The sequence below is a fragment of the Streptosporangiales bacterium genome, assembly GCA_009379955.1.
Lineage (GTDB): Bacteria > Actinomycetota > Actinomycetes > Streptosporangiales > WHST01 > WHST01.
On sequence record WHST01000106.1, the window covers coordinates 1 to 23425 of the forward strand.

Here is a 23425-nt window from a genome sequence, read left to right on the forward strand (position 1 = left end):
GGGGTATTCACCCGAGTCGCCCAACGCCTGCTGGCCATGGCCGCCGGGATCTGGCACAACTGGACCACCGGCGTCACCAGCAAACGATCACTCACCGCCTACGACCACTGACCAGCAGCTTCACGGAATCATTCATCTAGTGGACGGGAACGGTCGAGCCCTCGCCGCCGAGGGGCCGCCCGTCGACCCAGTGGGTCACGACGGTGCTCACGGCAGCACGGCGGTGGCCTCGATCTCCACCAGCTGGCGCTCGTCGTAGAGAAGCACGACCTGGACGCTGGTGGAGGCGGGCGGCTCGTCCCCGAAGAACTCCCGCCGCACGGCGTGCACAGCGGGGTGGTCGGCGATGTCGGTGAGGTAGGTGACGATCCGGACCACGTCGTCGAGGGTGGCGCCGGCCGCGGCCAGCATGCGCTGCAGGCTGCGCATGATCTCCCTCGCCTGGCCGGCGGCGTCGCCCACGGCGGCCACGCTGCCGTCGGCTTGGCGGGCCGTCAGGCCGGACACGTAGACCATCTGGCCGACGCCGCTCACCTGGACGGCCTGGGTGAAGCCCTTGACGGGCACGTGGTACCCGTCGATGTTGAGCGGCTGGCGGCTCACTGGGCCACCCCGGCCAGGTACTGGCCGTAACCGGCCTCGCCCAGGACCTGGCGGTCCTTGGCGATGGTGGTCCCCCGCAGCATGGTGAGCTCGACGACACCGGTCACCTGGCGACCGATGTAGGGCGTCCAACCCACCTTGGTCTGGAGGCCCTCGTCGGTGAGCACCACCTGACGGCGCGGGTCGACGAGCACCAGGTCGGCGTCCGAACCGGGCAGCAGGGCGCCCTTGCGGGGGAAGATGCCCAGGAGGCGGGCTGGGGCTTCGCTGAGCAGCTCCACCGCCCGGCGCAGCGAGAGCACGCCCTCGGACACGTCGGTGAGGGTGATGCTGTACTGCCAGTCGTACTGGGGCGACCCCATGGCTGCGTTCCAGGCGTCGTGGTCGAGGACCTCGATCTCCTCCAGCGTGTGGGGGGCGTGGTCAGAGTCGATCATGTCGATGGTGCCGTCGGCCAGCGCTTGCCAGATGGCGGCCATGCGCTCGGGGTCCTCGGTGATGTAACCGCCCGGGCAGGCTCGGCCCTTCAGGCGGGCGAGATCGTCTCGAGTGAGGTGGTAGTACTTGGGATCGACCGAGGCGGTCACCCGCTGGCCCCGCTCCTTGGCCTCCCGCAGGAGCTGCAGGCTGCCCCGCGAGTGCGTGTGCACCACCTGGAGCCGCACGTCCGTCAGTGCCTGGAGGTTCACGAGCGTGTTGACGGCGGTGTGCCATATGGCCTCGGTGGTGTAGACCTCGCTGAAGGTCTGCCAGTTCGGGGGCTTGCCGGCCGCGAAGGCCTCGGTCGAGAGCTGTTCGAACAGCGACTGGTTGAAGGGGTGCAGCAGGCAGGGCAGACCCACCTCGGAGATCGTCCGGAAGACCTGGATCAGGCGACCCTCGTCGTTGACCGCCAGGCGGGGATCGTGGGGGTAGGCCCCCGACACCTGGAAGATCTTGAAGCCGGTGGCGCCGGCCGCGGCCATCTTCTTCACCTGGACCGGATCGGTCCCGGCCGCCCAGTGGCCCCAGTCGATGATCGACTTGGCCGCTGCGAGGTCGCGCTTGACCTCGAACTGCTCGAGCGTGTCGGTGGGCGGCTCAACGTTGGGCATGTCGATCATGGTGGTGATGCCGCCTACGGCGGCGGCCCGGGAGGCGGTGTGGAAGTCCTCCTTGTGGGTGTAGCCGGGCTCGCGGGTGTGGGCGTGGGTGTCGATGATGCCGGGCAGCACCCACTTGCCGGTGGCGTCGATGACCTCGGCGGCGTCGGCCTGCTCCCCTGGCCGGAGGATGCCCACGATGGAGCTCCCATCGATGAGCACGTCGGCGGGCACGAGCTGGCCTCGGACCATGACGTCGCCACCGCTGATCCTCGTCTTGTACTGCGGCACGGCCGTTCCTTTCTGTGGGGGGAGGGTCGGTCATGCGGTGGTGGTGGCGGTCGCCGTCGCACCCCGAGGCGACGCCAAGGCGGCGCGCAGCGCCGGCAGCACCTCTGCGCCGAGGAGTTCGTGGGCATCCTCGTACTCGTCGAACTGGAGGCGCAGGTCGAAGACGAGCTCGTCGATGCCGAGGTCGTGGAACTCCATGACCTGCTCGACCACGTCGTCGGGGGTCCCGCACACCACGAGGCCGCGAAGGTCTTCGACCGTGCGGAACTCGCCCGATGGGGGCTTGAGCCAGAACTTGGCGCCGCCCGAGCTGTGGGCTACCTCGTCGACGGGCACCTTCGCCACCGCCGCCTCTCGGGTCGGGGCCACCACGACCAGCGGCTGGATGATGGTGTGCATCTCCGAGGCGCGCTCGCCGGCGTAGTCCTCCAGGTAGCGGAGGCGGGCCTCGAGCGTGCTCATGGGGAGCCGCCCGGGGTACCAGCCATCGGTGTGGTCCACCGCCCGACGGATCGACTTGGGGGTGTTGCCGCCGTAGACCACGGGAATGGGCTCGACGGGGGTGGGGAACAGCTCCACGTCGTCGACGTCGAACACCTGCCCGTGGAAGTCCACCAGGCCGTCATCCCAGGCGTCGCGGAAGATGGCCACCGTCTCGACGAGGATCTCCTCGCGCCGCTCGACGTCGAAGCCGGCCCCGGCGAACTCGGCCGGGCTGAAGCCGAGCCCGACGCCGGCCACGACCTTGCCGCCGTTGAGGAACGACAGGCTGGAGAACTCTTGGGCCAGCTTGAGCGGCCAGCGGATGGGGATGACCACGCCCGTGCCCAGCACCATCCCCTCGGTGACGGCCGAGATGGCCGCTAGGGTCACGAAGGCGTCGATGAAGGTCTTGTCGGGTGCCCTCCATGCCGTGGGGCGACCAGATGAGGTGGTCACGCACCCACAGCGACTCGAAGCCGACCTGCTGGCTGCGAGCCGAGAGCTCGATGATGGCCCGCCGGTCGACCAGTTCGCCGAAGTGGGGGACGAGGTTGCCCAGCCTCATGGCGTCCACCCGACGCCCTCGGGCAGGAGGTGGGCGATCTGGGGCCGCTCGACGTCCTCGACGTCCACGGGGTCGTCGACGATGTGGAAGTCTCGCCCCGCGGGCGCGTAGATCTCGATGACCCGTACCGGCCCCTAGCTGTGATGTCCAGGGAGGTTGTCCCGTCATGTGGCGGTGAGTCGGCCTGACAGGTGAAAGCCTCCGGTTGTGAAGTGAAGTCGTTGGCGGTGACTTCAACTTCACGGTCGTAGGCAGCTTCGGTCTCGTCGTCGCCGGCGTTGATCATCATGTCTCCAGCGGCGAATCCGCTCCGCTACACCCGGGTCGACCCACCGTCGTTGTCGAGGTCCGCGTCGCCCTCCGCACACCGCCACGACTTCGGCCTGGAGTCCTAGCCCGAGGGAATTGACGTGGTCTCAGCCCCATGTCCAGCCTCTGACCTGAGGTGATGTGTGGGGCCGCCTGTCGGAATCGAACCCGTCGACCTATTCATTACGAGAACCGTACTCATGGCCACCTAGGGCATCTACCTGCAACAACATCCCCAGAGCTGACCTCTGGAGCACCCGAACTCGCACCAGCCACCGCCGTTTCGCACCACATTCCGCACCGCGAGGCACCCGTTCAGCAAGCGCGCGTCATGCGGCAGGCAATCTCGATCGGCAAGCCCTCCGCGTTCTCCGCCTCCTCGGGCATGACTGAGTTGTTGCGGTCAACGGACTCGCCGGCTCCTTCCCCAAGGTCGGCGGGTCCGTCTCGGCTTGGAGCCGGGGCAGGGCATGTCCTCGAGGGAATGCCTGCAGCGTGTGCTCATGATCTTCGGAACTCAGGGCTGAGCTCGGCCTTGATGACGGCATGGTGGCGGCGGCACTCCTCCGACCTGATGTTGTCGCTCCCTCTTGACAGTCCGTGGCGCCAAGTAATATGAACATGACGTAGCATTCATGTTTGGAGAGGGTCGGCATGGGCGGTGCAGTGATCCTCGGAGGTGCTCGGACCTCGTTCGGTCGCTTCGGCGGCGAGCTTGCCGGCTACGCCAGTTGGGAGCTGGCCGGCATGGTCATCCGCACCTGTCTCGACGACCTGGGTATAGCCGGCGGCGCGGTCGGTGAGGTGATTCTCGGCGACGCCGTGCTGGCGTCGGGTGCGCTCGTGCCCGCCCGGCGTGCCGTCTTCGAGGCCGGGCTTCCGCAGGAGACGGACTCATTCACCGTCGATCGAGCGTGCTGCTCCGGCATGACCGCGATCGGGCTGGCGGCACAGAAGATCACCGCAGGTGAACATGATGTCGTCGTCGCCGGTGGTGCGCAAGCGATGTCCCAAACCCCTTGGCTGCTGCGTGCGCCGCGGACAGCCGGTAGGCCGCGGGCGGGGAACCTCGAGGCCGAAGACATCCTGCTGATGCGCTCTCCCCTCAGCGATGCGCCGATCGCCAAGTACGTGGGTGAGGTCGCCATCTCCTACGGCGTCGATCGTGCGGCACAGGACCAGTGGGCGGCACAAAGTCACCGCCGGTACTTCGCCGCCCACGATGCGGGTCTGTTCGACGATGAGATGCGGGTACGTCCCGAGGGCCGCAACGGACCACTCGAGGTGGACGAACAAGCCCGGCGGGACACCGACGCCGAGAAGCTTGGCGGTCTCAAGACGGTTTACCGCAGTCCCACAGTCACGGCTGGCAACGCGCCAGGCTTGAACGACGGCGCGGCGGTCGTGGTATTGGCCAGCGAGGCCTACGCGAAGTCTCACGGCCTGACCCCGCTGGGACGCGTGGTCGGCCACACCGGCATGTCAGGTGCACCGGACTCGTCCGCGTATCTGCCGGCGCACGCGCTGCAACGTCTTCTGGACGTCGCCGGATACAAGGTGAAGGACATAGCCGTACTCGAGATCAACGAGGCTTTCGCGGCCACTGCGCTGGTCAGCCTCAAGGTTCTCACCGAAGGCGACCACGATTTGCGTCGGGACGTGGGGGAACGGCTGAACCCCAACGGGGGAGCGGTCGCCATCGGCCATCCGACGGGCGCCAGTGGTGCGCGAATCACATTGACGGCGGCCCTGGAAGCTCGGCGTCGAGGCGGAGGGCTTGCGGCAGCGTCGGTATGCGGCGGCTTCGGCCAGGCCGACGCGATCCTCATCGACGTCGCCTAGCCGCGACGGCTGCACGAAAAGGCGTCAAAACCCGAACACGAGAGTCAGGGCCATACCCGTCGCCCTACTGCGCACGCTGCACAGGGAGGTTCGATGTACTGGTTCTCCCAGCTGCTCAACGGCATCTCCTTGGGCATGGTCTATTACCTGCTCGCGGCCGGGCTCACCTTGACGCTTGGTGTGATGCGAGTGGTCAACCTGACCCACGGTTCGTTCTACCTGATCGGTGGATACGTCGCCCTGTCTGCGATTCGTGCATTCGACAGTCACGTCCTTGCCGCCGCGCTCGCGGCTGCTGCGGGACTCGTGCTGGGCCTCGTCGTGTATCTGCTCATTCGCAATGTAGGCAACGACCTCATGCGGCAGGCCACTCTCACGTTCGGGCTCATCTTCGTCATTGGTGACCTCGCGCTTCTCCTCTGGGGCGGCAGCATCATCACGTTGTCGACACCGGGCATTCTCAGCGAGGCCGTCCACATCGGCTCGTTTCAGTACTCGAGCTACCGGCTGTTCCTTCTCGTCCTCGGTGCTCTCGTCGCCGTCGTACTCGAGTTGTGTGAACGACGCACGATGGTCGGCGCCGTGGTACGTGCCGTGACCGACGACCCGCAGATGGCTGGGGCCGTGGGGCGCAATCCAGCCATCGTCGCGTGCGCCACGTTCGCGGCCGGCGGTCTGCTGGCCGGCGTCGGTGGGCTCCTGGGTGGTCCAATCATCGGCCTCTACCCGGGCGCTGACTTCAACGTCCTGCTCAGCGCCTTTCTGGTCGTCATCATCGGAGGGATGGGCAGCCTGACGGGCTCGTTGATCGGGGCACTCGTCGTCGGCATCGTCGACACCTTGGGGAGGGTCGCGTTCCCAGAAGTCGGTGGATCGGTGCTCTTCGTCGTCATGTTGGCCCTGTTGGCATTGCGGCCAAACGGTCTCCTTGGCGCACGCGCGTAGGTAGAGGAGCGCATGATGGGGACGAAGACCAAAGCGATCGTCACAGTCGTGGCTCTCGCCTGCGCCTGCGGCGTACCAGCCTTCCTTCCGGCGTATCAGGTGACCGTTGCGACGACGACGGCGATCTTTGCCATCTTCGCGCTCGGCCTCAGCCTTCCTATGCGGCACGGCGGACTACCGAGTCTCGGTCATGCCGCCTTCTACGGTGTCGGTGGCTACGCGGTCGCGCTTCTCACCTTGCACGGCGTGACGAACATGGCCTTGTCGATTCTGGTTGCCGTCGCGGCGAGCACGCTGTTCGCGCTTGTCGTCGGACCGATTCTGCTCAGGACCCGGGCCGACTACTTCCTCATGGCGACACTCGCCGTCGGTCAGATCCTGTTCAACCTCACACAGCGGTTCACCGAGGTGACTGGCGGCGAGAACGGCATCACCGGGATGACGGCTGCGTCCGTCTTCGGCGTCAACCTGGGTGAACGTACGAACTTCTATTACCTCTCACTCGTCACGCTGGTGGCCGTGGCCATTCTGGTCGGAGCGCTGGCCCGAGCACCGTTCGGTCATCTGCTCCGCGCGGGACGCGACAGTGCCAAGCGCACCAGCGCGCTTGGGGTGAACGTCTACCGGACGAACCTGACCGCATTGCTCTGGAGCGCCCCCATCTCCGGTCTTGCCGGCGCGCTCGCTTCCTACCAGAGTGGTTTCGTCACACCGGAGGCGTTCTCGGTCGCGACATCCGGTGCTGCGTTTCTCATGGTGGCGGTGGGCGGCCCGGCCTTCGTCGCCGGCCCCATCCTCGGTGCGATCGTCATCGAAGGTCTTTCCGGAGTTCTCTCCCTCTACACCGACCGGACGAACCTCATACTTGGCCTCGTCTACGTGGTGATAGCGCTTCGGGTCTGGCGCGCGTTCACGAAGTCGAGCATCGGGAAGCGCGTGACGAGTCGCGTGTCTCGACTCGTTAAGCGCCGCGCAGAACCTGATCAGCCGGACGGTCCCGTCGTGGCGCAGCAGGCCAATGACCAGCTCGCCCCCGAGCACGAGTCGGCGTCCACACGGAGGTCGGAGTCATGATCAGCGCCGAGAGCATTACCCGACGTTTCGGCGGGCTGCATGCCTTGCGTGGGGTGTCACTGGCGGTCGAGCAGGGTGAACGACGCGCCCTGATTGGCCCCAACGGTGCGGGGAAGACCACTCTGCTCAACGTCCTCTCGGGCGTCGACCGTCCGACGAGTGGCACCGTCAGGTACAAGAGCCGCGCCATCACCACCATGCCCCCACACCGACGCGCTGCTCTCGGAATCGGACGCACTTTCCAAGTGGCAGACCTCTTCGACGATCTGCCCGTGGTGCGCAACCTGGAGCTCGCCATATGTGGACGTGAGCGACTGACGTTCCGGACGTTGCGATCGTTGAGCCGTCATCGTGAGATCGCCGACGAAGCCGTCGAGTCGACACGCCGATGGGGGCTGGAGAACCATGCGGACATCCAGGTAGGGAAGCTCGCCTACGGTGTCCGTCGGATCGTCGAGATAGCGATGGCGATGATGTCCCGGCCCGATCTGTTGTTGCTCGACGAACCGGCCGCCGGCCTGTCGACAGAAGAGATAACCACCCTCATGGACGTGGTGAGCGGTCTCGATCCACAGCTCACCACGATCCTGGTGGAACACAACATGGACGTCGTCTTCGCACTGTGCGAGCGAGTGACCGTACTTGCCACCGGCGAGCTGATCGCGGACGGATCTCCTGAAGAGATCCGCTCCAACGACGACGTCATCCGCGCCTACCTCGGGATGCGGCTATGAGCGACCCCTTGCTCGCGCTGCGCGAGGTCAGCACGTACTACGGGGCCGCGCTCGCCTTGGACCGGCTGTACCTCGACGTTCACCCCGGTGAATGCGTGGCAGTTCTTGGCCCCAACGGCGCGGGGAAAACCACCATGGCGCAGACCATCGCCGGACTCACTCCGCCGCGTACGGGTCAGGTGCTCTTCCAAGACGTCGACATCGCTGGATGGTCGCCGCGCCGCATCGCACGTAGTGGCGTCGCACTGGTGCCTCAAGGCCGGCGGATATTCGGTTCGCTCACCACGGAAGAGAACCTGCGAGTCGCCGTGTCCTCGCGGCAGGGGACCGCCTGGACGCTGTCAGACATCTACGAGCTCTTTCCTCGCCTGTACGAGCGGCGACGGCAGCGCGGCGGAACCCTGAGCGGCGGTGAACAACAGATGCTCGCCCTCGGTCGTGGACTGCTGACCTCACCGCGTCTGCTCATTCTGGACGAGCCCACCGAGGGATTGGCGCCGGTCATCATCGACGGCATCGTCGACGTCCTCAGCAGGCTCAAAGCGGACCGTGTCTCCCTGCTGATCGCCGAGCAGCGCACCGAGTTCGCCTTGAGCCTGGCCGACACGGTGGCACACGTCGCCCCGGGTGGCCGGATCACGTTCCACGGAAGCGTGGCGTCGTTCCGTCAACTGGGTGCCCAAGGAACGACCGACGAGCTAGCGGCACCTGATCGAAGCCGAGGTGCCACGTCGACAACGGACGCAGTAACAGACGAGGAGTGACGACACATGCATGCACAGTCCAGCGCACCGTGGCGGCATGGCCGGCGTTTCCGGCTGTCGGCCGCGATAGGCGCCCTCCTGGCCCTCGTCGCGGTGACGGCATGTCAGGGCGGCGGCGGCCCGGCCGATGACGCGGTGAAGATCGGCATCCTCGCACCTGAAACCGGAGTCTTCGCCGCGTACGGACCGAAGGTCATCAGGGATCCGATCAATCTCTGGTTGTCCAGTAACGGCAACAAGATCGACGGGCGCCCGGTCGAGGTGGTGAAGGCGGACACCAAGAGCACCCCCCAGGGTGCCTTGCGCGCCGCACGCCAGCTCGTGGAGCGTGATGACGTCGACGTCGCCATCGGCCTCGTCAACTCCGCTGCCGCACTCGCGGTGCGCAACTACCTCGACCAGAACAAGGTCGTCACGCTCGTCACGGTGGCCGGCGCCGAGGAACTCACCCAGGAGCAGAAGAGCAAGTACATCTTCCGCGTGGGCTTCGCCAACAGCCAGTTCCACGGTTCTGGGGCCGTCATCGCGCAGAAGGCCGGAGTCAAGTCGATCGCCGCCATCGCCGACGACTACGTTGCTCCGCGCCAGCTGCTCGACCCGTTCCTCCGTGACGCCAAGGAGCTCGGCATCACGGTGAAGAAGGCCGTATACGCGCCGTTCCCCACCACCGACTATGGGCCCTATCTCTCTCAGCTGCGTAGCGTCAGCGGAGACGTCCAGGCGATCGCACCGATGATGTTCGGTGCCGACGGAGTCGCCTTCTTCACCCAGTACAAACAGGCGGGCTTCGACATACCCCTGTACACATTCGGCGACGTGACCGAACAGACCATCTTCTTGGACCAGGTCAAGGAGAACGCCATCGGTAGTGAGACGTACTGGAGCTACAGTCCCTGGCTCGACACCAAGGCGAACAACTCGTTCCGCGAAGCGTACGTCAAGAAGTACAAGCGGCTGCCGGGCGCGTTCTCGATGCAGTCGTACGCCGCGATGCAGTTCCTGCACGCGGGTGTAGCCAAGGCGGGTGAGGAGTTCGGCGAGAGTGACTCCCTCGTATCGGCGCTGGAAGGTGTCACCGTCGACTCACCGGGTGGCAAGCTCACGTTCGACGAGGGTCACGGGGTCAACTGGAACGTCTACCTCAACAAGGTGGTGAAAGGCCCCGATGGTCGAGTGACACAGATACCGACAGGACCCTGGATCGAGAGCCAGCCTCAACGGTCCTCGATCAAGCAGGCTCTCGACAACTACCACTCGTCGGGTGCGCCAGTCACGGAAGCCGCAAAGCAAGCTGTCGCCAAGGCAAAGTGAACCGGAGGCTCATAGGTGGGTGTCGTTGACGCACACGTCCACGTGTACGACGAAGGATTCTGGCCTGCCCGCTGGTTCGACAGCGTTGCCCACCGATGGGCACACCAGCCGCTCGAGCGACGTGATCCCGAAATCGTCCGTCCACGCATCGAGAGCGGTATGGCAGACCCGGACGGATCGAACCTGATCGCTCAGATGGACACGGCCGGGATCGACAAGGCAGTGATCCTGACCCTGGACTGGGAGCTCGGCATCGGAGAGCCGAGCAAGGTCTCCATCGAGCAGATCCACGAGCGTTACCACAACATGGTGGAACTGCACGGTGACCGACTGGTCGCCTTCGCCGGCATCGACCCCCGCCGAGACAACGCGGTGGAACTGCTCGAATGGGCGGTTCAGCGACTCGATATGCGTGGCCTGAAGGTCTATCCGCCTGCGGGCTTCTACCCGTACGACACGCGCCTCTATCCCCTTTACGAGCGATGCCAGGCATGGGGCCTGCCTGTCGTGATTCACACCGGGACGACCATCGCCATGCTGCGACCGCGGTTCGCCAATCCACTCGGCGTGCAGGACGTCCAGATCGACTTCCCCAAGCTCACCATCTGGATGGCCCACGCCGGATTCCCGTGGTGGTGGGACGAGGCCGTGTCGGTCGCCGAGACATCGGCCTCCACCTACCTCGAGCTGTCGAACTGGGAGGAGGAGGCATATCAGCACGAGGAGCGCGTCATTCGCCGTATCGCCGATGCCCGCGACCGAATCGGTGCACACCGCATCCTGTTCGGCACGGATCACTTCTCCGGTCCCAGGTACCGCGGCGAGGACAAGCTCGTCAGCTGGACGCGATGGGTCAGCGGCTTGAGCGAGCGCGCCGCGCGCTACGGAGTCGAGTTCTCCGACGAGGAGGTCGGCCTGATCCTGGGAGGCAATGCCGAGAGATGCCTAGTTCTCGCGCCGAAAGTGTAGAGAGGAACTCGCGTGCACCTGTTGGATCCTGAGGTCGAGAAGGCCACGCCGGCCGAGCTGCGGCGGCTGCAGTGGGAAGGTCTCGACCGCTTCCTCCGCGACCGTGTCTGGTCGAATCCCTTCTATGCACACAAGTACGCGTTGGCCGGTGTTCGGCAGCGCTCCATAACCGATCAGGGGGCCTTCACGTCGCTGCCGACGGTGGACAAGAGCCAGATCCTGGAGGACGTACGCCAACATCCACCGTTCGGATCACGGTCAGTGCTCGATGACTCGGACCTACGGCAGGTGGTGGAGACGACGGGAACGTCGGGCCGAGGCCGCGAGCGGTATCCACTCAACCAGACGGACGTCGACGGGGTACGGGCCATGGAACGCTTCGGTTTCCACTGGGCCGGTGTCACGAAGGGCAGCGTAGTGATGAGCTGCCTTCCCCTCACGACGCGCGCCGCCGGCCAGTGGTACCACGATGCGGTGCGCAGCCTCGGTGGCGTCTTCCTGGCTACCGGCAACTACGACACCGCAGAGAAGCTCCGCTACCTCTCCGAGTACGACGTCAGCCTGCTGTGCGCCAGCAGCCCGTCATACCTGCGCCGACTCGAGGTCGCCGCGTTGAACGAGGGCATGTCTCCACGCGACTTCGGAGTGAGAGCGATCATGGTCGCAGGTGAGCCGTTCTCGATCGATTGGCTCGTCGAGCGGGAGGAGGTCTGGGGCGCGCGAATCTTCGAACAGTACGGGTCCACGCAACGCGCGATCGCCTGGTGCTGCGATCGCGGCGCCGTGCCGGGAGGTGGCCGTGGCGTCCTGCATACGCTGCCGCATCTCGCCCTGTACGAGGTCGTCGATCCCGAGACCGGCGAGGAGGTGGCCGACGGTGAGGCGGGTGAGCTCATCATCACCCCGTTCTCGGCGACGTCGGCATCTCCGCTGGTGAGATTCGCCACCGGCGACCGGGTGACCAAGCTGCCCGCTGACGCTTGCCCTTGCGGCCGTACGTTGCCTGCCTTCGAGGCCGGCACGGTCGAACGGTACGACAACGTGTTCCGCGCCAGGGGTGTCAACTTCGCCGTCTCCGACATCGATGATGTCGTGCTGAACTCGGGCGCGCGCGAGTATCAGGCGAGGATCTACATCGACCAGCGAACCGGACGCGAAGAGCTCGAAATCCTCGCTGAGCTCGAACCCGGGCCTGATCACGGAGAAACGACACTGCGCGAGATCGCCACCCGGCTGCGTGACGCGATGGGTCTACGGTTCGACGTTCGGACGTACGAAGGTTCGAGCCTACTTCCTGAGGGCAAGAGCGATCTGATCAAGCGCCAGCGATGGTCGGATCAACGAGAGTCCCGAGGCGGCAGCGCCGGGACTGGGTCGTCGTCGTGATTCTCTCGAGGCCCGCGGATAGGACGTAGCCATGACATCTGACTCAACGAGGGGCACAGCCATCAAGGCGCCGGAATGGATGGTCTCGAACGTCGCGCCCTCCACGCCGCGAGGCAAGCGCACCAAGGAACGCCTCATGCAAGCCGCTGAGGAGCTGTTCCGTACCCGTCATTACAAGGACATCGCGGTGACGGACATCGCCGCGGCGGGCAAGATCTCGATCGGCAGCTTCTACCGGTATTTCGACAACAAGGAGGAGCTGTTCGTCGTCCTGTTGAGCCAGGTCTTCTGGCGGCTCTATCACGCTACTCGCGGTACCTGGCGCTCTGGCGACCCGTTCTCGGTGAACCTGCTGCGAACGACGACGACCTACCTGACGGCTTACTACGAGAACAGGCACTTCCTCCGGTCGGCACTCGAGACCACTGCGGAGTCCAACAGGGTGCGCGAGATGTGGTGGGCGGTGCGCCGGGACCTGTACACCCACATGGTCGCCAAGCTCCGTGACGACCAGGCAGCCTCATCGTTGCCTCCACTCGACCCGGAGATCACCATCCGTGCCTTGAGCGGCATGGTCGAGGAGTACGCGTTCCGGACGTTCAGCGACGAGGAGTTCGGTCCCGTTTCGGACGCCGACATCGAACCGGCTGCCCGGGTCCTGGCTGAGATCTGGTTCCGGACGCTCTTCGGCGGCAGGGAACCGGAAGCCGACCCGGCAGGCTGAAGGTGGATGGCGGGAGTCGAGGTAGCCAGCTATCATCCCCAGCGGTTTCAGGAGGTCCTTCATGACCACGTTCGGGCTCTCGATGGGAATCAGTCCACGAGAACCGACCCGGCGGGTCGTCGACCTGGCGTCTCGTGCCGAGGGGGCGGGGATCGACGCTCTCTGGATGATCGACTCGCAGCTCGTCATGCGGGATGCCTACATGTGTCTTGCGACGGCGGCATCGAGCACAAGCAGTCTCAAGCTCGGCACGGGCGTGACCAACCCCTTCACCCGGCACGCCACCGTCACAGCGAACGCGATCTCCACGCTGGACGAGCTGTCCGCCGGTCGCGCAATGCTCGGGGTCGGCGCAGGGGACAGCGCACTGTTCCCGATCGGCATGAAGCCGGCGTCCATCAAGGAGATGCGCACGTGGCTCACGCAGGTGGGTGGTCTGTTGGCAGGCGAGCAGGTCACGTTCGCGGAGAGCCACGTTGCTCTGACGACGGCCCGACGGGTGCCGATCTTCCTCTCCGCCAGTCAGCCGCGCATGATCCGTCTTGCCGGTCAGTACGCCGACGGTGTCATCTTGATGGGTATTGCCAGCCCTGACCTGATCGAGATGCAGCTGTCACAGCTCCGCGAGGGTCTGCGGGAGGCAGGCCGTCAGGACAGTGACATCGTCGTCGACTACTGGGCCACGATCTCCATCCGTGACGACCTGGACGAGGCGACCCGGGAGGTGAAGTCCTGGGCGTCCGCCCAAGCGCGGTGGCTCAGTCGGTGGAAGGAGGTCCCACCGAGCCTGGAGAAATTCCGTGCCGAGGCCCAGCAAGCCGCAGCCACGTACGACTTCGGTCAGCACCTGTCCGTCAAGGCAGGGCATGCCGACGTCGTCAGCGATGAGTTCGTCCGGCTGGCTGCGATCGCCGGAGACCGGGAGCACTGCCTGACCCGGTTGCGCGACATCGCGGACCTCGGCGTCGACCGCATCACGTTGACGTTGCTGTCGGGTGGGCGCGAGGAGCGCCTCGAACGATTCCATGACCTGATCGCGGAATTCCGATCGAGGTCAGCCGACTCACCTGTGGCGAAGGATGTATCCGGTGTTTGATGGACTTCTCTGCGTGTCGATAGCCGTCGAGTCATTGGAGAACGCCACCGCGGACTACCAGGAGCGACTGGGGCTCGTTCCCATGGGACCTGTCTACGAGTCCCAGCGCGGCTACGCATTGCGGTGGCGCAACTTCGGCAACGGCGACACCGTAATGCTCGAGCTGTTGGAGGCCACCTCGCCGACCAGTCCCGTCGCCAGGTTCCTGCGTGAGCACGGGGAAGGCGTCTACCAGGTTCGACTGGCGACCGGCGACCTGCTCGGAACGGCAACCGCGTTGAAAGAACGTGGATCGCGCGTCATCGGTGCCGATGATCCGGAACAGACGCCTGAGTTGTGTTGGATCCACCCGGCAAGCACGCACGGCGTGCTGATCGAGCTCGTGCAGACCGGCTTCACCGGGAACCCGTCGGATCACCGGGAGAACCGTGGAGGTACCCGCCGATGAAACCAGCACCGTTCGCCTACCGTCGAGCAGACACCACGGCCGAGGCGGTGACTCTGCTCGCTGACGAGGGTGACGAAGCGAAGATACTCGCCGGGGGGCAAAGCCTCGTACCGATGCTGAACTTCCGGCTCGTTCGGCCCACCGCGCTCATCGATGTCAGCCGCATCGACGCGCTCCGGTACCTGAGTCGAGACGACGACGTGCTGCGGATCGGCGCCCTCACCCGTCACCTCGACATCGAACGCAGTGCCGACCCACGTATCCGCGCCGATTTCGGTTACCTCCGCGATGCCGCGAAGCTCGTCGGGCACTACCCGATCCGTACGGCGGGGACCATGGGTGGCAGCCTCGCACACGCGGATCCGAGCGCCGAATGGTGTCTGCTCGCGTTGCTGCTCGATGCCGAGATCGAGATGACCTCGTTGCGCGGTCGACGTAGCGTCCGGGCGTCGGACTTCTTCAGCGGCTACTACGAGACGGCCCTGGAACCCGACGAGATACTCACCGAAGTGCGGCTACCGGCCCGGTGGTCCCGCGTGGCGCTTCGGGAGTTCGCGCGACGCAGCGGAGACTTCGCCCTGGTCTCCGCTGCCGTGGCCGTCGAGCTGGAGGGCGACGTGTTCGTTGCCGCTCGGGTCGCACTGGGTGGTGTAGCACCGAAGCCGGTGCGAGTGGACTTGGCCGAGCAGGCACTCGTCGGCAGTCACCCCACCGACGAGGTGCTGCGGCAAGCAGGTCGACTCGCAGCCGACGACGTGCGTCCGCCGGCAGACGTGCACGGGTCGTCCGAGTACCGCACGAAGCTCGTCGCGGTCCTCGTCGAGCAGGCGCTGAGGAAGGCGGTCCAACGGTGACAGCGACACCAATCCAACCGGTCGGCCCGGTCATCGGACGGTCTCAGCCGAGGGCGGAGGACCCGTACCTGCTGACCGGACTCGGCAACTTCGTCGATGACATCGAGTGGACGGATGCCCTCGATGCCGTGTTCGTACGAAGCCCACACGCGGCTGCGAGGATCGTCGGCGTCGGCACCGACGAGGCGCTGGCCTTTCAGGGTGCGGTGGAGGTGCTCACCGCCGCCTCGTTCGCCGACGTCGGCGGCATGCGTCCCATGCTCGGTTGGGACAGCTTCGTCCCCACGACGCTGCGTCCGCTCGCCGCGGATACGGTTCGTCACGTCGGCGAGCCGGTTGCCCTCGTCGTGGCCGATTCTCCTTACCTGGCGGAGGATGCCGCCGAACTGGTCGATGTCCGTTACGATCCGACGGCAGCCGTCGCCAGCGTCGACGCGGCAGTTGCCGACGGGGCACCGTTGGTGCATGACGACGTGCCTGGAAACGTCACCCTCGACGTCACCGTGGCTGACACCCCGGGAATCGACGAAGTGCTCGAGAAGGCGGACGTTGTCGTGGACGTCACCGTCACCTCGAGCCGACAGTCGGCATGTCCCATGGAGGGCCGAGCATGCGCGGCCCGGTGGAGTGCGCGCGAGCGTAAGCTGATCGTCTACTCCTCGACCCAGATACCGCATCTGTTGCGCACCGCGGTGGCGGCAGCGCTCGGCATGGACGAGCACCGGGTACAGGTCATCGCCCCCGATGTCGGTGGCGGCTTCGGCATGAAGTGCGCTGTCAGCCGTGAGGAGATCGCGGTCGCCGCCGCCGCGTACCTGCTGCGTCGCCCGGTGAAATGGGTGGAGGATCGCCAGGAGAGTCTGCTGTCGGCATTTCAGGGACGCGAGCAGCGCTATGTCGTGCGCGCTGGGTTCAGCTCGACCGGCGAACTCCAAGGCATCATCGCCGACATCAGTTGTGACGTTGGCGCCTACAACTGCTTCCCCTTCACCTGCGCCGTCGAGGTGCTCGCAGCACCCGCTCAGGTCCCAGGCCCTTACCGGGTGCAGAACTACAGGGGACGAGCACGCGGCGTGCTCACCAACAAACCGCCCATCGCTCCGTACCGAGGAGTGAGTGGACCGCAGGCGATACTCGCCATCGAACGCCTCATGGACAAGGCCGCGCGGGCCCTGGACCTGGATCCCGTCGAGATCCGCAGACGCAACGTGATCGTCGATGGCGAGTTTCCGTACCACACCGTCACCGGTGCTGTTTACGAGCAAGGCAGCTATCTGGCTGCGTTGGAGCGCTGTGCTGCCGAGCTCGATGTCGGCGCGTGGCGCGAGCGGCAGGACCGGGCGCGTGCGGAGGGTCGACTGATCGGCATCGGCTTCTCGTGCTTCGTCGAGGGTGCGGCATTCGGATCCACGGCATACGCACGCCGGAAGATGGACATCGTGCCCGGTGCCGAGAACGTGACCGTACGGATGGACCCGACCGGCGCCGTCGAGGTGCTCGTAGGGACGCATTCCCAGGGCCAAGGTCACGCCACCACCTACGCTCAGCTGGTGGCCAACGAGCTGGGCGTCGACCCTGGCCGCGTCCGGGTGGTTCAAGGCGACACCGACGTCGTGCCACATGGTTGGGGCACGTTCGCCAGTCGTTCTGCCGTGATCGGCGGAAGTGCGGCGAAGCAGTCGGCAGTCCGGCTGGCCGATCGACTACGCGAGGTTGCCGCCCATCTCCTGGAGGCAGCTCCGGACGATATCGAGCTCGTCGGCGGTCGAGTCGGGGTCCGTGGGTCACCGGGCACGGGATTGGACATCGGCTCTGTCGCCCGCACCGTCTACCACAGGAGCCACCTCGTCCCACTGGAGCTGCGCGGTGAGCTGATATCGACAGCGGCGTTCGACTCCCCTGGAACATACTCCAACGCCACACACGGAGCTGTGGTCGAGTTGTCTCCCGATACCGGCCAGGTCCGTATCGAGCGGTACGTCGTCGCCGAGGATTGTGGTGTGGTCATCAACCCGATGATCGTGGAGGGCCAGATTCGAGGCGCGGTAACGCAGGGCATAGCGAGTGCCCTGTACGAGCGCCTGGTCTATGACGAGGACGGGCAGATGCTCACCTCGACACTCATGGACTACCTGGTACCGACGGCACACGAGGTTCCGAACATCGAGATCTGGCATCTGGAGACGCCGTGCCCCACCAGCAAGACAGGCGCGAAGGGCATGGCAGAAGGTGGAACCATCGGTGCACCTGCGGCAGTCATCAACGCGGTCAATAACGCCCTGCCCCGGCACGCCGTGTCATTGGATAGCATCCCCGTGCTTCCGGAGGTCGTGCTGTCCGCGATCGAGGGCGAACACCGCTGAGGAGCTGAAGCGATGACTGAACACACCGTACAGGTCACAGTGAACGGCGAACATCGTACCGTGACCGTCGAAGCTCGGCGCCTCTTGGCCGACATGCTTCGCCACGATCTCGGCAATCACGGCACTCATCTCGGGTGCGAACACGGAATATGCGGAGCATGCACAGTGCTCGTCGACGGACAACCCGTTCGGTCCTGCCTGACCCTCGCCGTGCAAGCGGACGGTCGAACGGTCGACACGGTCGAAGGGTTGGGCACCCCTGAGCAGCTGAGCCCGCTACAGGAGGCCTTCTCCGCCAACCACGGCCTCCAATGCGGCTTCTGCACACCGGGTTTCCTCATGCTGGCAACCGGATACCTGCGAGAGACCAACAACCCCAGCGACGATGAGATCACCGACCTCGTCGCATCTAACCTATGCCGATGCACCGGCTACCAGGGGATCATTGATGCCGTCCGAGACGCCGCCCGGCGTCAACCGTAGTTGAGCAGCAGACAAGAACCCCCGCGTAGAAGGTCGCCGCGGCTGAGCTCGCCAACTACCACTCCTGCCGGCTCTCGACCCACCCGCGAGGAAGGAGCCCACCCATCCCTTAACGGCAGGCCGGGTCTATTCCCGGCCTGGATGTGGGCCCTGGCGCGCCGGTGCTGACTCGATCTCTCGGCGCGATTGATCTCGGTAGCGGTATCGCAGACGAAGCCGTTGCGCAGGTGGTCGAACACCGCGAGGGTTACGTTCAATGAGCCTCTGAAGTCCTCGTAGTGACTGCTCATCAGACTCCCTCCGATCACAGACTTCCGGTCGACTGGACGCCAAGGTTATGTCGCCGCTCGACACTTGGCATTGACCCACAGAACCCACGTAGGCATCAGAACCCGGTGACGCCGGCCAGGGGCTCGAAGCTGGACCCGTTCAAGCCGGCCATCGACGAGATCCTGCGCGTTGATCTGACTGCGCCGCGCAAGCAGAAGCACACGGTGACCCGGATCGTGGACCGATTGATCACTGAGCACGGCATGGTCGGGATCTCCTACCAGGTGGTCCGCGGCTATGTCGCTGGCCGCCGGCGCGAGATCCTGGCCGAGTCCGGGCGCGGCCCGGACACCGCGTTCCTGCCGCAGACCCACAAGCCCGGGTTCGAGGCCGAGGTCGACTTCGGGACGTCGCGGTGCGCATCCGCGGCGAGCAGGTGATCTGCTACCTGTTCTCTTTCCGGCTGTCGTTCCCCGGCAAGGCCGTGCACCGGATCTCGGTTTCATGCGGGCAGGAGGCCTTTCGAAGGCCACGCTCACGCCCTGTCCGTGCTGGGTGGTGTCCCGGTCGGCAACGTGCGCTACGACAACCTGAAGCCGCCGTAGCAAAGATGCTGGGCCTGTCGCGGGCCCGGGTCAAGGCTGACCGGTGGATCGCGTTCCGCTCCCACTACGGCTTGAACAGCTGGTACTGCCGCCCCGGCCAGGTCGGCACGCACGAGAAGGGCGGCGTCGAAGGACAGATCGGCTGGTTCTGCCGCAACCACCTGGTCCCGATCCCCGAAGTCGACAGCATCACCGATGCTGAACGCGCTGGCCACCCAGTGGGACATCGACGACGACAACTGGCCAGATGCAGGTTCAGCTCCAAGTCTTCCGCAGCGCCCAGCGATCGGATCCGGGCGATCCGGGCAGGCGCCTGCTCGCCCCACCATCCGGCCATGGCCTCGGCGGCGGTCGGGCCGGGGATCCGGCCTTCCTCCGGGGCGAGCTCGTAACTGCGCCAGGCGATCTCCAGGCTGTCGCGGTCGGCGAGGTTCGCCAACGCTGCCGTCAGGCGTCTTTTGCCGATGTAGCACCACGGGCACAGCACATCGGCGTATATCTCTAGCCTCATGAACGTCCTTGGTAAGTGATCGTGGCTGTTGGGCCACAGGTGTTCGCCTCACCCCGCGTCGCGCCCATGCAAGGGCAGGGTGAAGGCGCCCCACTGAACGGGGTTTCGGCGATCAGGAGTCGAGGCGCTGTGGCCCGGGACCGAGCTCTCGGGCGATGGTGTAGGTGGGAATCCCGCTCATGCGCGGTCATCTGTGGCAGCCTCGAATCGATCGAGAAGTACTCGAAGGTCTGGTTCACGTCGTTTCGGGTGATCACGGCATGCCTAGTGAACTGCTCACCGTCGTCGTTCTCCGCCAACGTCATGCTCTCCTCGACGTAGGCGTCATGGACGAGCCGGCGATGCGCTGTTGCCGCCGGCAACGTCACCGGATCGCTGCCGGGACCTGCCCACGTGCGTTGCCGCACGTCCCATGTCCCGGCCAGCTGGGTCAGCAGCGCCCGGTGCTCGGCCTGCACCGCCACGTGTGCGGTGCGCACGTCCGGCCCCCGCGGCGGCTCGGCAGCGGCGGCGCCGGGACCGAGAAGCAATGCCCCCAGACACAGCACCACGGCGACCATTCTGGCGCGTGATCGCATCTTCACCATGGCCGTCACGATCGCGTCGAGACTCTGCGGCAACAAGCACGATCTGGTTCACTGTCGTGAAGCCAAACTTCACGATGGCCGGAGCAGCCATGGAGCTGAGAGAGAGCGAGGCATTCCTCGCTGTCGCGCGGCATCGACACTTCGGTCGTGCGGCGACCGCTGCCGTGGCGTCCAGTTCGAACCGCAACCGGGTGTCGTCGATCTGCTCGAGGTGTTGCACCCGCCTGGGCGAATACCTCGTCGAACTCCTTCGTCCGTACGGGCTGTTCGACGGTGGGCAGCGTGCAGCTGTGTGGAACCCACGATCCGGAGATGTCCAGCTCTGAAGCAGTCATGTCTCGACGGTAAACGTGTACCCAGGTACCAGATGCAAGTCTCTTCAGTAGCCGCCTGCCGGTGTGATGATCCAGTGCAGTCGAGCGCGGTGTCACCGCCCCATCAAGTCACGCATCCTTCAACACGGGCGGTTGACACGGCAGCGCGAAGGGGTGCCAGCCAGTCGGAGTGACGTCGACGTCGAGGTCGTGGCCCGCGGTCGCGGGCCGTGGACGGCAGCAGGGCAGGGCATTCATCGGGGCGTGAGTCCGAGTTGGACGAGGCGGCGGTGGGTGTCTTCGAGGCCCCAGGCGTGCACGATCTTCTGCTCCTTGATGGTGAAGATGTAGACCTCGGGGATGCGGGTGAAGCGGCGGCCGGTGGGTGGGTGGCCGAGCCATGGGCGGGTGTGAGTGCCGGTGCAGGCGAAGTGGCCCACGACTTTGTCGCCCTCGGCGATGAGGTTGATGATCTCCATGTGACCGTCGGGGAAGGACTCGCGGAAGGGCCTGATCCAGGCGCGCGCGGACCGGGTCAGGTTCCGAGCGTAGAGCTCGTCGATGAGGTCCAGCCCGTTGAATACCTCGTCGACGAGACGGGTGACGATGGCCTTGTTGGCCTCGACTTCGGTGACGTCGAGCATCTGTCCCCTCTCACGGGCGGGGTGCGTACATGATGACGGCGACGCCGATGAGGCAGAATGCGGCGCCGATGAGGTCCCACCGGTCGGGGCGGAAGCCGTCCGTGACCACACCCCACAGCAGGGAGCCGGCGACGAAGATGCCGCCGTAGGCGACGAGGATGCGACCGAAGTGCGGGTCGGGTTGGAAGGTGGCGACGAAGCCGTAGGCGCCAAGCGCGAGGATGCCGCCGAGCATCCACAGCCAGCCGCGGTGTTCGCGGACGCCCTGCCAGACCAGCCAGGCGCCGCCGATCTCGGCGAGCGCGGCGAGCACGAACAACGCGATGGAGCGGGCAACGAGCACGGGCGGTTCCTTGTCTGCGGGGAGATCAGCTGACGGGCGGGTCGAACAGGGCGCCGAGCATGGGCTGGCCGTCGACGGAGGCCCGGATCTGGACGTGTAGGTGTGGTCCGTCGAGGTGCAGGCGGAAGTCGAAGAACGGGCAGCAGGTCTGTTCGGCGGCGGCCAGCTCGGCGACCTTGGCGAGCCGCTGGACGGGCACGGTGAACCGAAGGCCGTCGGGGATCGATCCCTGGACGGCGCCGGCGAGCACGTCGTGCCACTGCTGGGCGCGTTCGCCGATGTCGTCGGCGGTCAGCGAGCAGGCGACCGGAGCGTCCCGCCACCGTTCCCGCGGCGACTCATCGACACCGGGTTGCGCGGCGGGACCGTCGGCCGCAAGAGTGAGGAAGCCACAGTTGGGATCGCAGCGGCCGGACCGGTCGGGCAGCGCGTCGAGATGCGCGAGCGCGGCCCGCAGCGAGGCGATGAACGCGGCGACCTCCGCGCCGCGCTGTTGAGCTTCGGCGAGCCTGGCCTGAAGCCGGGGCCGGAGGTCGGTCTTGACCTGTACGCACGCGCCGTTCTCCCACACGTGCAGCAGCTCGGCGATCTCCTCCAACGGCAGCCCGAGTCGTTTGGCGGTGCCGATGAAGCCAAGCCGCTCGATCGCGGGTTCGTCGTAGAGACGGTATCCGGCCGGAGAGCGCTCGGCGGGCAGCAGTCCGGTCGACTCGTAGTACCGCAGCGTGCTGGCGGGCACCCCGGTGCGCTCGGCGAGCTGGGAGATTCGGTACGCGCTCATGGCCAGACGGTAAACCTTCGAGTCGACTCGAAGGTCAAGGGTGACACTAGATGTCCGATAACAGTATTCGCCTGGTCAACCAGCGCCCCGAACGCGTCTCCCTCCAGGTCGTCGCCGCGATCTGCGAGATCAGCGACTCGCCTGGATCAACGAACTCGTCAATGGCGCCAGCGAGTCCCTTCCCTACCGAGTCGCGGGCATGCTGCTGCTTCTCTACGCCCAGCCCCTCGGCAAGGTCGTCACACTTCAAGCCGACGTTGTCGACGACAAGTCCGAGGGCATGACCAGCACCCTCGGACAGCGGCCAACCGACGTGCCCGAACCGTTCGCACAACTCCTACGTGACCACATCGCACGGCGACCGAACCTGCGCACCGGCGCCGGACCGGACAGCCCCTGGCTATTCCCCGGCACCCTCGCCGGACGGCACCTCCACGCCAACACCGCCATGGACAGACTCCGCGACCTCGGCGTCAACCTGCTCGGCGCCCGCAACCGAGCCAACGGCGAACTCGTACTCGAGTGCCCTCCATCCGTAGTTGCCGAAGCGCTCGGCTACAGCGCCCAGGTCGCGTTCCTGCACGCCGACAAGGCCGCCGAACCATGGGCTCGCTACGCCGGACGCTCCATCAAGTCGCCGTGATTATCAACGCGCTAATGCCCATGACGGGCACGTCGTTCTGCCCGACCGCCGAGAAACCCGTTGCGAGTGGCCGGCATCAGATGTGTGGTTGATCGCAACCAATCACGGGATGGAACAAGACGCGCATGTCGCTGCCCACCCCCACGCTGCACACCGCTCGCCTTCGACTGCGTCCCGTCGACGACGCGGATGCGAACGACCTCTTCGCGCTGCATAGCAGCGCCCACGTGTTGCGCTACTGGGACGCGCCGCCGTGGAGCGAACGCGTGCGCTCCGAGCGGTTCATCACGGCTTGCCGGCAGATGGCAGAGGGAGGCACCGGGGCACGGCTGGCCGTGGATCGTGTCTCCGACGGGGCGTTCATCGGCTGGTGCAGCCTGAACCGGTGGAATCCGGACTAC

At 65.9% G+C, this 23425-nt stretch carries 24 protein-coding genes and 3 pseudogenes; 19 read left to right on the forward strand and 8 right to left on the reverse strand.

Going from position 1 to position 23425, the window contains the following annotated elements:
* Positions 1–111, forward strand: a 111-nt coding sequence (locus GEV10_24665; protein ID MQA81636.1) for an IS982 family transposase, incomplete at its 5' end; no start/stop codon positions are given.
* Between the two features lie 96 nt (positions 112–207).
* On the opposite strand, the gene GEV10_24670 is transcribed toward GEV10_24665, so the two are convergent.
* Genes GEV10_24670 through GEV10_24680 form a run of 3 tightly spaced genes read right to left on the reverse strand, consistent with a single transcriptional unit; the run spans position 208 to position 2915 of the window.
* Positions 208–735: a RidA family protein gene (locus GEV10_24670; protein MQA81637.1), complete on the reverse strand. Its 528-nt coding sequence runs from the start codon at positions 733–735 to the stop codon at positions 208–210.
* Entirely contained in the window at positions 600–1976 is a 1377-nt protein-coding gene (locus GEV10_24675) for an amidohydrolase family protein (protein ID MQA81638.1), read from the reverse strand. The genes GEV10_24670 and GEV10_24675 overlap by 136 nt, the downstream gene beginning before the upstream one ends.
* A gap of 30 nt (positions 1977–2006) precedes the next feature.
* Entirely contained in the window at positions 2007–2915 is a 909-nt protein-coding gene (locus GEV10_24680) for an LLM class flavin-dependent oxidoreductase (GenBank protein ID MQA81639.1), read from the reverse strand.
* Between the two features lie 1057 nt (positions 2916–3972).
* On the opposite strand from GEV10_24680, the gene GEV10_24685 reads away from it, so the two are divergent.
* From GEV10_24685 to GEV10_24755, 15 genes are all read left to right on the forward strand, one after another.
* Complete coding sequence (locus tag GEV10_24685) at positions 3973–5175, forward strand: acetyl-CoA C-acyltransferase (protein ID MQA81640.1); 1203 nt, start codon at positions 3973–3975, stop codon at positions 5173–5175.
* A 93-nt stretch (positions 5176–5268) separates the two neighbouring features.
* On the forward strand, positions 5269–6120 hold the full coding sequence (locus GEV10_24690) for a branched-chain amino acid ABC transporter permease (GenBank protein ID MQA81641.1): 852 nt from the start codon (positions 5269–5271) through the stop codon (positions 6118–6120).
* A gap of 12 nt (positions 6121–6132) precedes the next feature.
* On the forward strand, positions 6133–7194 hold the full coding sequence (locus GEV10_24695) for a hypothetical protein (protein MQA81642.1): 1062 nt from the start codon (positions 6133–6135) through the stop codon (positions 7192–7194).
* Complete coding sequence (locus tag GEV10_24700; protein MQA81643.1) at positions 7191–7928, forward strand: ATP-binding cassette domain-containing protein; 738 nt, start codon at positions 7191–7193, stop codon at positions 7926–7928. The genes GEV10_24695 and GEV10_24700 overlap by 4 nt, the downstream gene beginning before the upstream one ends.
* 8 nt (positions 7929–7936) lie before the next feature.
* Complete coding sequence (locus tag GEV10_24705) at positions 7937–8692, forward strand: ATP-binding cassette domain-containing protein (GenBank protein ID MQA81644.1); 756 nt, start codon at positions 7937–7939, stop codon at positions 8690–8692.
* A 6-nt stretch (positions 8693–8698) separates the two neighbouring features.
* Positions 8699–10003 (forward strand): ABC transporter substrate-binding protein, encoded by a 1305-nt coding sequence (locus GEV10_24710; GenBank protein ID MQA81645.1) that lies wholly within the window; start codon positions 8699–8701, stop codon positions 10001–10003.
* A 15-nt stretch (positions 10004–10018) separates the two neighbouring features.
* Positions 10019–10972 (forward strand): amidohydrolase family protein, encoded by a 954-nt coding sequence (locus tag GEV10_24715; protein MQA81646.1) that lies wholly within the window; start codon positions 10019–10021, stop codon positions 10970–10972.
* 12 nt (positions 10973–10984) lie between these two features.
* The gene (locus tag GEV10_24720) at positions 10985–12358 is read left to right on the forward strand and encodes an AMP-binding protein (protein MQA81647.1); all 1374 of its coding nucleotides are present in this window, start codon (positions 10985–10987) and stop codon (positions 12356–12358) included.
* A gap of 31 nt (positions 12359–12389) precedes the next feature.
* On the forward strand, positions 12390–13082 hold the full coding sequence (locus tag GEV10_24725; protein ID MQA81648.1) for a TetR family transcriptional regulator: 693 nt from the start codon (positions 12390–12392) through the stop codon (positions 13080–13082).
* Positions 13083–13143: 61 nt separating this feature from the next.
* Complete coding sequence (locus GEV10_24730; GenBank protein MQA81649.1) at positions 13144–14178, forward strand: LLM class flavin-dependent oxidoreductase; 1035 nt, start codon at positions 13144–13146, stop codon at positions 14176–14178.
* Positions 14162–14626 (forward strand): hypothetical protein, encoded by a 465-nt coding sequence (locus GEV10_24735; GenBank protein ID MQA81650.1) that lies wholly within the window; start codon positions 14162–14164, stop codon positions 14624–14626. The genes GEV10_24730 and GEV10_24735 overlap by 17 nt, the downstream gene beginning before the upstream one ends.
* A complete protein-coding gene (locus GEV10_24740) occupies positions 14623–15480 on the forward strand; it encodes a xanthine dehydrogenase family protein subunit M (GenBank protein ID MQA81651.1) in 858 nt (285 codons plus the stop codon). The genes GEV10_24735 and GEV10_24740 overlap by 4 nt, the downstream gene beginning before the upstream one ends.
* A gap of 11 nt (positions 15481–15491) precedes the next feature.
* Positions 15492–17843 (forward strand): molybdopterin-dependent oxidoreductase, encoded by a 2352-nt coding sequence (locus tag GEV10_24745; protein ID MQA81652.1) that lies wholly within the window; start codon positions 15492–15494, stop codon positions 17841–17843.
* A gap of 12 nt (positions 17844–17855) precedes the next feature.
* Entirely contained in the window at positions 17856–18326 is a 471-nt protein-coding gene (locus GEV10_24750) for a 2Fe-2S iron-sulfur cluster binding domain-containing protein (GenBank protein ID MQA81653.1), read from the forward strand.
* 395 nt (positions 18327–18721) lie between these two features.
* A complete protein-coding gene (locus tag GEV10_24755) occupies positions 18722–19036 on the forward strand; it encodes a hypothetical protein (protein MQA81654.1) in 315 nt (104 codons plus the stop codon).
* A 406-nt stretch (positions 19037–19442) separates the two neighbouring features.
* Here the strand turns inward: GEV10_24755 and GEV10_24760 are convergent.
* The 5 genes and pseudogenes from GEV10_24760 to GEV10_24780 form a co-directional block, all read right to left on the reverse strand.
* A pseudogene (locus GEV10_24760) lies at positions 19443–19712 on the reverse strand (DsbA family oxidoreductase).
* Positions 19709–20299, reverse strand: coding sequence for a DUF1579 domain-containing protein (locus tag GEV10_24765; GenBank protein ID MQA81655.1), 591 nt, complete (start codon positions 20297–20299; stop codon positions 19709–19711). Before GEV10_24765 ends, GEV10_24760 begins: the two are co-directional and overlap by 4 nt.
* 568 nt (positions 20300–20867) lie before the next feature.
* Positions 20868–21257 (reverse strand): hypothetical protein, encoded by a 390-nt coding sequence (locus tag GEV10_24770; GenBank protein ID MQA81656.1) that lies wholly within the window; start codon positions 21255–21257, stop codon positions 20868–20870.
* 10 nt (positions 21258–21267) lie between these two features.
* The gene (locus GEV10_24775; protein ID MQA81657.1) at positions 21268–21600 is read right to left on the reverse strand and encodes a YnfA family protein; all 333 of its coding nucleotides are present in this window, start codon (positions 21598–21600) and stop codon (positions 21268–21270) included.
* A gap of 25 nt (positions 21601–21625) precedes the next feature.
* The gene (locus GEV10_24780) at positions 21626–22381 is read right to left on the reverse strand and encodes a MerR family transcriptional regulator (protein ID MQA81658.1); all 756 of its coding nucleotides are present in this window, start codon (positions 22379–22381) and stop codon (positions 21626–21628) included.
* 68 nt (positions 22382–22449) lie between these two features.
* Here GEV10_24780 and GEV10_24785 point away from each other — a divergent pair.
* The 3 genes and pseudogenes from GEV10_24785 to GEV10_24795 form a co-directional block, all read left to right on the forward strand.
* Positions 22450–22527, forward strand: a pseudogene (locus GEV10_24785) (XRE family transcriptional regulator).
* Positions 22506–23024, forward strand: a pseudogene (locus tag GEV10_24790) (recombinase XerD). Before GEV10_24785 ends, GEV10_24790 begins: the two co-directional pseudogenes overlap by 22 nt.
* A gap of 125 nt (positions 23025–23149) precedes the next feature.
* The coding region (locus GEV10_24795) for a GNAT family N-acetyltransferase (GenBank protein MQA81659.1) at positions 23150–23425 on the forward strand (276 nt) is incomplete at its 3' end.

What these genes read in the sequence shown, in the direction of transcription:
- GEV10_24690 (MQA81641.1), top strand. Translation starts at nt 5,269, where the DNA reads ATGTACTGGTTCTCCCAGCTGCTCAACGGCATCTCCTTGGGCATGGTC.
- GEV10_24740 (MQA81651.1), top strand. Translation starts at nt 14,623, where the DNA reads ATGAAACCAGCACCGTTCGCCTACCGTCGAGCAGACACCACGGCCGAG.
- GEV10_24750 (MQA81653.1), top strand. Translation starts at nt 17,856, where the DNA reads ATGACTGAACACACCGTACAGGTCACAGTGAACGGCGAACATCGTACC.
- GEV10_24695 (MQA81642.1), top strand. Translation starts at nt 6,133, where the DNA reads ATGATGGGGACGAAGACCAAAGCGATCGTCACAGTCGTGGCTCTCGCC.
- GEV10_24700 (MQA81643.1), top strand. Translation starts at nt 7,191, where the DNA reads ATGATCAGCGCCGAGAGCATTACCCGACGTTTCGGCGGGCTGCATGCC.
- GEV10_24710 (MQA81645.1), top strand. Translation starts at nt 8,699, where the DNA reads ATGCATGCACAGTCCAGCGCACCGTGGCGGCATGGCCGGCGTTTCCGG.
- GEV10_24730 (MQA81649.1), top strand. Translation starts at nt 13,144, where the DNA reads ATGACCACGTTCGGGCTCTCGATGGGAATCAGTCCACGAGAACCGACC.
- GEV10_24725 (MQA81648.1), top strand. Translation starts at nt 12,390, where the DNA reads ATGACATCTGACTCAACGAGGGGCACAGCCATCAAGGCGCCGGAATGG.
- GEV10_24770 (MQA81656.1), bottom strand. Translation starts at nt 21,257, where the DNA reads ATGCTCGACGTCACCGAAGTCGAGGCCAACAAGGCCATCGTCACCCGT.
- GEV10_24765 (MQA81655.1), bottom strand. Translation starts at nt 20,299, where the DNA reads ATGGTGAAGATGCGATCACGCGCCAGAATGGTCGCCGTGGTGCTGTGT.
- GEV10_24735 (MQA81650.1), top strand. Translation starts at nt 14,162, where the DNA reads ATGTATCCGGTGTTTGATGGACTTCTCTGCGTGTCGATAGCCGTCGAG.
- GEV10_24780 (MQA81658.1), bottom strand. Translation starts at nt 22,381, where the DNA reads ATGAGCGCGTACCGAATCTCCCAGCTCGCCGAGCGCACCGGGGTGCCC.